At 70.3% G+C, this 9786-nt stretch carries 8 protein-coding genes; 5 read left to right on the top strand and 3 right to left on the bottom strand.

The genetic code is table 11. The features are described from left to right. Positions 1-91: 91 nt before the first annotated feature. The 3 genes from ABT116_RS35130 to ABT116_RS35120 form a co-directional block, all read right to left on the bottom strand. The gene (locus tag ABT116_RS35130) at positions 92-1198 is read right to left on the bottom strand and encodes an amidohydrolase family protein (RefSeq protein ID WP_351642361.1); all 1107 of its coding nucleotides are present in this window, start codon (positions 1196-1198) and stop codon (positions 92-94) included. A 171-nt stretch (positions 1199-1369) separates the two neighbouring features. Continuing rightward, positions 1370-1702, bottom strand: a complete 333-nt coding sequence (locus ABT116_RS35125; protein WP_351642357.1) for a hypothetical protein — start codon at positions 1700-1702, stop codon at positions 1370-1372. A gap of 66 nt (positions 1703-1768) precedes the next feature. Continuing rightward, positions 1769-2686 carry a heme o synthase gene (locus tag ABT116_RS35120; protein WP_351642364.1) on the bottom strand — a complete coding sequence of 306 codons (918 nt, stop codon included), beginning with the start codon at positions 2684-2686 and terminating at the stop codon, positions 1769-1771. A 383-nt stretch (positions 2687-3069) separates the two neighbouring features. Here ABT116_RS35120 and tkt point away from each other — a divergent pair, with 383 nt between their 5' ends. Genes tkt through pgl form a run of 5 tightly spaced genes read left to right on the top strand, consistent with a single transcriptional unit; the run spans position 3070 to position 9717 of the window. Next, the gene (tkt, locus tag ABT116_RS35115; protein WP_351642354.1) at positions 3070-5157 is read left to right on the top strand and encodes a transketolase; all 2088 of its coding nucleotides are present in this window, start codon (positions 3070-3072) and stop codon (positions 5155-5157) included. Positions 5158-5191: 34 nt separating this feature from the next. Then, positions 5192-6310, top strand: coding sequence for a transaldolase (gene tal / locus ABT116_RS35110; protein ID WP_351642352.1), 1119 nt, complete (start codon positions 5192-5194; stop codon positions 6308-6310). Positions 6311-6314: 4 nt separating this feature from the next. Continuing rightward, positions 6315-7838 carry a glucose-6-phosphate dehydrogenase gene (zwf, locus tag ABT116_RS35105; RefSeq protein ID WP_351642349.1) on the top strand — a complete coding sequence of 508 codons (1524 nt, stop codon included), beginning with the start codon at positions 6315-6317 and terminating at the stop codon, positions 7836-7838. Next, on the top strand, positions 7835-8935 hold the full coding sequence (opcA, locus tag ABT116_RS35100) for a glucose-6-phosphate dehydrogenase assembly protein OpcA (protein WP_351642346.1): 1101 nt from the start codon (positions 7835-7837) through the stop codon (positions 8933-8935). The genes zwf and opcA overlap by 4 nt, the downstream gene beginning before the upstream one ends. Next, on the top strand, positions 8932-9717 hold the full coding sequence (gene pgl, locus ABT116_RS35095) for a 6-phosphogluconolactonase (protein WP_351642343.1): 786 nt from the start codon (positions 8932-8934) through the stop codon (positions 9715-9717). The genes opcA and pgl overlap by 4 nt, the downstream gene beginning before the upstream one ends. Positions 9718-9786 lie beyond the last annotated feature (69 nt).

Raw genomic sequence — 9786 nt, 5'->3', positions numbered from 1 at the left:
GGGAGTCGACGCGGAGCGTCGGTGACCGACGACAACGCCGCAGATGCGCGTGCCAGGCCCCGCGTCTGCGGGCTGATCCAAACGACAGGCCCTAGTCGAGTCCGTACACCCTGCGCGCGTTCCCCGACGCCAGCATGCCCGCCACCCGCTGCGCGTCGGCCAGTGACCAGGCGCCCTCGGCGACCCAGGTGCCGAGCACCCGCCCGAGGGCCTCACGGAACAGACGGGCCCCCACCACGTGCAGTTCGGGCAGTCCCTGAGCTCCGGTGGAGAAGAGGATCTTGCCGAAGGGCGCCAGCTCCAGGATCTCCGCGAGGACGGTCGCGGCCCGGGCGCCCGTGCGGACCAGGGCGGCGCCGCAGTCGGCGTGGACGTGCGGGAAGACGCCGGCGAGATGGGCGGCCTGCCGGTGGTACGGGTAGCCGTGCAGCAGGACCAGGTCCGTTCCGAGACCGGCGGTGGCCCGTACGAAGTCCGTCAGCAGCACTGGATCCGTACGGTCGATCCGCAGCCCCGGTGCGCCCAGCCCCGCGTGCAGCTGGAGCGGCAGCCCCGAGGCGACCGCGCTCCACAGCAGATGCCGGAGCAGCACCGGGTCGCTCAGCTCCCCGCCGACTCCTCGCCCGGCGAGCCAGCGGCCGGCCGCGCCGCGCACCTCCCCCGGCCCGGGCGGCTCCGGCGCGAGTGCGAGGCCGTGCCGCACGCCGGCGACCGAGGTGAAGGCGACGGCGTTCGCGGCGGCCGCGTGCACCGACTCGGCGAGGTTGGCGAGGAAGGACTCGACGGTTCCGGAGGTGTCGGCGACCTGCTCGGCGAGGAGCTCCAGGCGCACGATCTCGCGGGCCTGGGCGGCGCCCGCGCTGGCCAGCTCGCCGGGTTCGGTCAGATCGCCGGGGAGGCCGGTGTCGACCAGGTACGTCGTGATGCCGCTGCCGCGCAGGAGCCGGCGGCCGGATTCCAGGACGCCCAGTTCACGGCGTCGGGCCAGGTAGCGGGCGGGTGCGCAGTGGGGTTCGAGGCCGAGCAGGGGCGGGCACCAGCGCCGCACGGCGAAGCCGGTCTGGGTGTCGAAGAGGGTCGTGCCGGGGGCGGGTGGGCCCTCGGTGCGGCTGAGGTGGGCCTCGAAGGTGCCGAGGCCCAGCTCCGTACGCAGCACTCCGTGGCAGTACTGGTCCACCAGTGACGGCGTTTCGATCATCCGGGCCTCCCGGTGTGGACCCTGTTGTCCAAGGGTCCTAACGGGTGAACCGGGGTCGAGGTCGCGGTCCCGGGGTGGGGGTCCGGGTCACGGGGCGGCTGCGGACCGGTTGTGGCTGGTCGCGCCCACGCGGCGGAGCCGCACATCGATACAGCCCCGCGCCCCTTGAGGTCAGTCGTTCTTGGGGCCGCCTACCTGGATGCCCGCCATGCGCGTCCACTCGTAGCGGCCCGTCTTGACCTTCGCGGCGAATTCGCCGTCGAAGGACTCGTGGCGGGTGATGCCCGACTTCTCCACGGCCTTCTCGGCGATCTCGTAGGAGGGGGCGACCAGGTCGCCCCAGTTGCCGTCCTCGCCGACCAGGACGATGCGGGCGCCGCGTTCGCCGAGGTAGGCGACCTGGCCCTCGGCGCCGCCGTGGGCCTCGGAGAAGGAGCTGATCTGCTTGGCGAGCCGGGCCGCCTTGCGCTCGGCCTTCGGGTCTGCCTGCTGCGTGTCTGCCATGGCCAGGATGCTACTCACCGGTAGATCGACTGGCGAGGGCAGGGTTCTGTGACGTACGCCCGGGTGTCAGCGCAGGAAGGGATCGACCGCGACCGCCACGAAGAGCAGCGACACGTAGGTGATCGACCAGTGGAACAGGCGCATCTCCTTCAGCTTCGCGCCCGTCACCTCCGCCTTCGCGCGGTTCTGCAGGCCGTGCGCCTCCCAGAGCCAGAAGCCGCCCGCCAGCAGGGCCACCGAGGTGTAGAACCAGCCGGTGTAGCCGAGAGGGGTGAGGAGGAGCGAGACGCCGACCATGACCCAGCTGTAGATCACGATCTGCTTGGCGACCACCTTGTTGGAGGCGACCACCGGCAGCATGGGCACGCCCACGCGCGCGTAGTCCTCCTTGACCTTCATGGACAGCGGCCAGTAGTGCGGCGGCGTCCAGAAGAACATGACCATGAAGAGGATGACCGGCGCCCAGGACATCGAGTTCGTGACCGAGGACCAGCCGATCAGCACCGGAAGGCAGCCGGCGATGCCGCCCCACACGATGTTCTGCGAGGTACGGCGCTTGAGGATCATCGTGTAGACGACGACGTAGAAGAGGAGCGCGCCGAGCGCGAGCCAGGCGCTCAGCCAGTTCACGGTGAGGCCGAACAGCAGCGTCGAGGCGACGGCCAGCGTGATGCCGAAGGCCAGGCACTCGCGCGGGCTGACCATGCCGGTGACCAGCGGGCGCTGCGAGGTGCGGTCCATGAGCGCGTCGATGTCGCGGTCGATGTACATGTTCAGCGCGTTGGCGCCGCCCGCGGACATGTAGCCGCCGAGGCACGTCAGCAGCACCAGTGTCAGGTCGGGCACGCCCTGCTGCGCCAGGAACATCACCGGCACCGTCGTGATCAGCAGAAGCTCGATGATCCGCGGCTTGGTGAGAGCCACGAACGCCTTGACACGGGCCCCGAACGGCCGGTGGGCCGGGCTCTGGTCCGCCCCTAGCATCCCCGCTGGACGGGATTCAACGGCCGTCACGCACACCCCTACAGAGACATCCCAGCAAGCCTCACCGCTGTGAAGTCCCGGTAAAGGCTCGCGCGTACCACGCCACTTTAGACGTTGCCCAGACTCGGACATTCGCGGGGGTCGTCTCGTGTTGGCGGGCACCTTCCGAAGGGCGCGTCGAAGCTCGATTGAGCACCCGGATGAGCGGCTCCGTATTCACCTGTCGAATGCGGTACGGCCCAGTCAGGAAGCGGATCGGGATCAGTCCCGGCACTCTGGAGTGACTCGAAAAAACGCACGTCCCACGGGGGTAGGCTCGACTGCGGCCGGTGGGCGCCCCGATACACCGGCATCCGACATGTGGAGAGGAGCCCTGACCCAGGGTGAGCACCAAGCCGACCACCACAGACCTCGAGTGGACCGAGTTGGACCAGCGGTCCGTCGACACCGCGCGTGTCCTGGCCGCCGATGCCGTACAGAAGGTCGGTAACGGCCATCCGGGTACGGCGATGAGCCTGGCGCCTGCCGCCTACACCCTCTTCCAGAAGGTGATGCGACACGACCCGGCGGACGCCGACTGGGTCGGACGGGACCGCTTCGTGCTGTCCGCCGGCCACTCGTCCCTGACCCTCTACACCCAGCTGTACCTGGCCGGCTTCGGCCTGGAGCTGGACGATCTGAAGTCCTTCCGGACCTGGGGCTCGAAGACCCCCGGCCACCCCGAGTACGGGCACACGACCGGTGTGGAGACGACCACCGGCCCGCTCGGCCAGGGTGTCGCGAACGCGGTGGGCATGGCGATGGCCGCCCGCTACGAGCGCGGTCTGTTCGACCCGGAGGCCGCCGAGGGCGAGTCGCCGTTCGACCACTTCATCTACTGCATCGCCGGTGACGGCTGCCTCCAGGAGGGCATCTCCGCCGAGGCGTCCTCCCTCGCGGGCCACCAGAAGCTCGGCAACCTGATCCTGCTGTGGGACGACAACCACATCTCGATCGAGGGCGACACCGAGACGGCCGTCTCCGAGGACACCGTCAAGCGGTACGAGGCGTACGGCTGGCACGTGCAGCGTGTGGAGCCGAAGGCCGACGGCGACCTGGACCCGGCCGCGATCTTCGAGGCGGTCCAGAAGGCCAAGGCCGTCACGGACCGACCGTCGTTCATCGCGATGCGTTCGATCATCGCCTGGCCGGCCCCGAACGCGCAGAACACCGAGGCCGCGCACGGCTCGGCGCTGGGCGACGACGAGGTCGCGGCGACCAAGCGCGTCCTGGGCTTCGACCCGGAGCAGTCCTTCGAGGTCTCCGACGAGGTGATCACGCACACCCGCAAGGCGCTGGAGCGGGGCCAGGCGGCCCGCGCGGTGTGGGAGAAGGCCTACCAGCAGTGGCGGGACAACAACCCCGAGCGTGCCGCGGAGTACGAGCGCGTCGCCAAGGGTGAGCTGCCCAAGGGCTGGGAGGAGAAGATCCCGGTCTTCGAGGTCGGCAAGGGCGTGGCCACGCGTGCCGCCTCCGGCAAGATCCTCCAGGCGCTCGGCGGGGTCATCCCCGAGCTGTGGGGCGGCTCGGCCGACCTGGCCGGCTCCAACAACACCACGATCGACAAGACCAGCTCCTTCCTCCCGGCGGACAACCCGCTGCCGGAGGCGGACCCGTACGGCCGCACGATCCACTTCGGTATCCGCGAGCACGCGATGGCCGCCGAGATGAACGGCATCGCGCTGCACGGCAACACCCGGATCTACGGCGGCACGTTCCTGGTCTTCTCCGACTACATGCGCAACGCGGTGCGGCTGTCGGCGCTGATGCACCTGCCGGTGACGTACGTGTGGACGCACGACTCCATCGGTCTGGGTGAGGACGGCCCGACCCACCAGCCGGTCGAGCACCTGGCGTCGCTGCGCGCGATCCCGGGTCTGAACGTGGTGCGCCCGGCCGACGCCAACGAGACCGCCGTCGCCTGGCGCGAGATCCTCAGGCGCTGGACGAAGGAGTTCGGCAAGGGCCAGCCGCACGGTCTGGCGCTGACGCGTCAGGGTGTGCCGACGTACGAGCCCAACGAGGACGCCGCCAAGGGCGGTTACGTCCTGTTCGAGGCCGAGGGCGGCGACGCCGAGGTCATCCTGATCGCCACCGGTTCCGAGGTGCACGTCGCCGTCGAGGCGCGCGAGCAGCTCCAGAGCGCCGGCGTGCCCACGCGCGTCGTGTCCATGCCGTCGGTGGAGTGGTTCGAGCAGCAGGACCAGGGGTACCGGGACAGCGTCCTGCCGCCGTCCGTCCGGGCCCGTGTCGCGGTGGAGGCCGGTATCGGTCTCACGTGGCACAAGTACGTGGGGGACGCCGGCCGCATCGTTTCCCTGGAGCACTTCGGTGCTTCGGCCGACGGCAAGGTCCTTTTCCGCGAGTTCGGCTTCACTCCCGAGAACGTGGCCGCCGCCGCGCGGGAATCGATCGCCGCAGCTCAGCGCTGACGCTCATATACGACACGTAGGAGATGGAATTTCCATGACAGACGCACTCAAGCGCCTCTCCGAGGAAGGCGTGGCGATCTGGCTGGACGACCTGTCGCGCAAGCGGATCACGTCCGGCAACCTCGCCGAGCTGATCGACCAGCAGCACGTCGTGGGCGTCACCACCAACCCGTCGATCTTCCAGAAGGCGATCTCGCAGGGCGACGGCTACGACACGCAGCTGACCGACCTCGCCGCCCGCAAGGTCACCGTCGAAGAGGCCATCCGCATGATCACGACGGCGGACGTCCGTGACGCCGCCGACATCCTGCGCCCGGTCTTCGACGCCACCGGCGGCCAGGACGGCCGGGTCTCGATCGAGGTCGACCCGCGCCTGGCGCACAACACGCGGGCCACGGTCGCCGAGGCCAAGCAGCTCGCCTGGCTGGTGGACCGGCCCAACACGCTCATCAAGATCCCGGCGACCGAGGCGGGCATCCCGGCCATCGCCGAGACCATCGGCCTGGGCATCAGCGTCAACGTCACGCTGATCTTCTCCCTGGAGCGCTACCGCCTGGTCATGGACGCGTTCCTGGAGGGCCTGGAGAAGGCCAAGGAGCGCGGCCTGGACCTGTCGCAGATCCACTCCGTGGCGTCGTTCTTCGTGTCCCGTGTGGACACCGAGATCGACAAGCGGATCGACGCGCTGGGCACCGACGAGGCCAAGGCCGCGCGCGGCAAGGCCGGCGTCGCCAACGCCCGGCTGGCCTACCAGGCGTACGAGGAGGTCTTCTCCTCGGACCGCTGGAGCGCCCTGGAGAAGGCGGGCGCCAACAAGCAGCGTCCGCTGTGGGCGTCCACCGGCGTGAAGGACAAGGCGTACAAGCCCACCCTCTACGTCGACGAGCTGGTCGCGCCCAACACGGTGAACACCATGCCGGAGGCGACCCTGTTCGCCACCGAGGAGCAGGGCGAGATCCGCGGCAACGCCGTCGCCGGCACGTACGAGCAGGCCCGCGCCGACCTCGACGCGGTCGAGAAGCTCGGGATCAAGTACGACGACGTGGTCCGGCTGCTGGAGGAAGAGGGCGTCGAGAAGTTCGAGGCGTCCTGGACCGACCTGCTGAAGTCGACCGAGGCCGAGCTCAAGCGCCTCGCCCCCTCGGAGGGCTGAACAGGTGTCGAGCAGCAACCCGCTGCGTGACCCCGCGGACCGACGGCTCCCGCGTATCGCGGGGCCGTCGGGCCTGGTCATCTTCGGCGTCACGGGCGACCTGTCCCGCAAGAAGCTCATGCCGGCCGTGTACGACCTCGCCAACCGGGGTCTGCTGCCGCCGGGCTTCTCGCTGGTGGGCTTCGCCCGCCGCGAGTGGGCACACGAGGACTTCGCGCAGGAGGTCCACGACGCGGTCAAGGAGCACGCCCGCACGCCCTTCCGCGAAGAGGTCTGGCAGCAGCTCATCCAGGGCATGCGCTTCGTGCAGGGCACGTTCGACGACGACGACGCGTTCGAGCGGCTGCGCTCCACGATCGACGAGCTCGACAAGGCACAGGGCACGGGCGGCAACTTCGCCTTCTACCTGTCGGTGCCGCCGTCGGCCTTCCCCGTGGTCATCAAGCAGCTGAAGAAGCACCAGCTGGCCGACCAGCCGGGCGGTTCCTGGCGGCGCGCGATCATCGAGAAGCCGTTCGGCCACAACCTCGCCTCGGCGGAGGAGCTCAACAAGGTCGTCCACGAGGTCTTCGCTCCGGACCAGGTCTTCCGCATCGACCACTACCTGGGCAAGGAGACCGTCCAGAACATCCTGGCGCTGCGCTTCGCCAACACCATGTTCGAACCGATCTGGAACCGGTCCCTGGTGGACCACGTGCAGATCACCATGGCCGAGGACATCGGCATCGGCGGCCGGGCCGGCTACTACGACGGCATCGGCGCCGCCCGCGACGTCATCCAGAACCACCTGCTTCAGCTCCTGGCCCTGACGGCCATGGAGGAGCCTGCCTCCTTCGACGCGGACGCGCTGGCCGCCGAGAAGACGAAGGTGCTCGGCGCCGTGCGCCTGCCGAAGGACATGGGCCGCGACACCGTGCGCGGCCAGTACTCGGCCGGCTGGCAGGGCGGCGAGAAAGTGATCGGCTATCTCGACGAGGACGGCATCGACGCCTCCTCGAAGACCGACACGTACGCCGCGATCAAGCTGGAGATCGACAACCGCCGCTGGGCGGGCGTCCCCTTCTACCTGCGCACCGGCAAGCGGCTGGGCCGCAGGGTGACGGAGATCGCGGTCGTCTTCCAGCGGGCCCCGCACTCCCCCTTCGACTCCACGGCCACCGAGGAGCTCGGCTCCAACGCGATCGTCATCCGCGTCCAGCCGGACGAGGGCGTCACCGTCCGCTTCGGCTCGAAGGTGCCGGGCACGTCGATGGAGATCCGGGACGTGTCGATGGACTTCGCCTACGGCGAGTCCTTCACGGAGTCGAGCCCGGAGGCGTACGAGCGTCTGATCCTGGACGTTCTGCTCGGTGACTCGAACCTCTTCCCGCGCACCGAGGAGGTCGAGCTGTCCTGGAAGATCCTCGACCCGATCGAGGAGTACTGGGACAACAACGGCAAGCCCGCCCAGTACCAGGCCGGTACCTGGGGACCCGTCGAGGCGGACGAAATGCTCGAGCGACACGGACGGAGCTGGCGCCGGCCATGAAGACAGACCTGACGGACACCACGGCCAGCAAGGTCAACAAGGCGCTGGTGCAGGGCCGCCGGGCGATCGGCACCCCGGCCGTCGGCATGGTGCTCACGCTGGTCATCGTGACGGACGAGGAGAACGCCTACGACGCGCTGAAGGCCGCGAGCGACGCCGCGCACGAGCATCCCTCGCGCACGCTCGTGGTCATCAAGCGCGTCTCCCGCTCGCCCCGCGACCGCACGCAGTCCCGTCTCGACGCCGAGGTCCGGGTCGGCGCGGACGCGGGCACCGGCGAGACGGTCGTGCTCCGGCTGTACGGCGAGGTCGCGGACCACGCCCAGTCGGTGGTGCTGCCGCTGCTGCTGCCGGACGCCCCGGTGGTGGTGTGGTGGCCGGTGAACGCGCCGCTCGACCCGGCGAAGGACCCCCTGGGTGCCCTCGCGCAGCGCCGCGTCACCGACACGTACGCCTCCGAGCAGCCGGTACGGGACCTGGCCACCCGGTCCCGGGCCTACACGCCCGGCGACACGGACCTGTCGTGGACCCGCATCACGCCCTGGCGTTCCATGCTGGCGGCGGCCCTGGACCAGGTCGCCTGCGAGGTCCGGGCCGTCGAGGTGGAGGGCGAGGAGTTCAACCCGAGCTGTGAGCTGCTGGCGATGTGGCTCGCGGACCGGCTGGACGTCCCCGTGAAGCGCTCGCTGTCCAGCGGTCCCGGGCTGACGGCCGTCCGGATGGACACCAACTGCGGCCCGATCAAGCTGGACCGTGCCGACGGCTCCCTGGCGACGCTCTCCATCGAGGGCCAGCCGGACCGGGCGGTGGCGCTCAAGCGCAGAGAGACCGCCGAGCTGATGGCGGAGGAGCTGCGGCGCCTGGACCCGGACGACACGTACGCGTCGGCGCTGCGGTACGGGGTGGACCGGCTGAAGTCCTCGTCGTCGGTGCAGTCGGTGCAGTCGGTGCCCAAAAGTGGAGGGCGGGCAGGACTCGCCCTCCCCGCTCCCGTTGAAGCGGCTGCGAAAGCACCCGCTGCGGAAGCGACGGCGCAGGCACCGGTGAGGCGGGAACCGCCCGCGCTGGAGCCGGTACGGAAGGCGACGAGCAAGTGAGTACGGCACCGCAGCTGGTCGTGCACCGCGACAAGGAGCTGATGGCGCAGGCCGCGGCGGCCCGGCTGATCACCAAGATCGTGGACGCGCAGGCCTCCCGGGGTTCGGCGTCCGTGGTCCTGACGGGCGGCCGCAACGGCAACGGCCTGCTGGCCGCACTGGCCGCGGCGCCCGCCCGGGACGCGATCGACTGGAGTCGGCTCGACCTCTGGTGGGGCGACGAGCGGTTCCTGCCCGAGGGCGACCCGGAGCGCAACGTCACCCAGGCGAGGGAGGCTCTCCTCGACTCGGTGCCGCTCGATCCGAAGCGGGTGCACGCGATGCCCGCGTCGGACGGGCCGCACGGCACCGACGTGGACGCGGCGGCCGCCGCGTACGCGGAGGAACTGGCGCGGGCGGCGGGCCCGGAGAACCACGGTCCCGTGCCGACGTTCGACGTGCTGATGCTGGGCGTCGGGCCGGACACGCATGTGGCGTCGCTGTTCCCGGAGTTGCCGGCGGTGCGGGAGACCGAACGCACGGTCGTCGGCGTCCACGGCGCGCCCAAGCCGCCGCCTACCCGGGTGACGCTGACGCTCCCGGCGATTCGCGCCGCCCGTGAGGTGTGGCTTCTCGCGGCCGGGGAGGACAAGGCACAGGCGGCCGCGATCGCCCTCTCGGGCGCGGGCGAGATCCAGGCGCCGGCGGCGGGGGCGTACGGCAGGAGCAGGACGCTGTGGCTGCTGGACGGGCCGGCGGCTTCGCAACTGCCCCGTTCCTTGTACCCGCCGGCTTCGGCCTAGGCATGCCAGGGGGCTCGCCCCCCAGGAATCACGTTCCGCTTTGAGACGGGCGTAGCGCTCGCGGGTTGC

Origin of the sequence: Streptomyces sp. NPDC002130 (assembly GCF_040296465.1) — a bacterium.
Lineage (GTDB): Bacteria > Actinomycetota > Actinomycetes > Streptomycetales > Streptomycetaceae > Streptomyces.
This window is presented reverse-complemented; position numbering and strand designations above follow the sequence as displayed.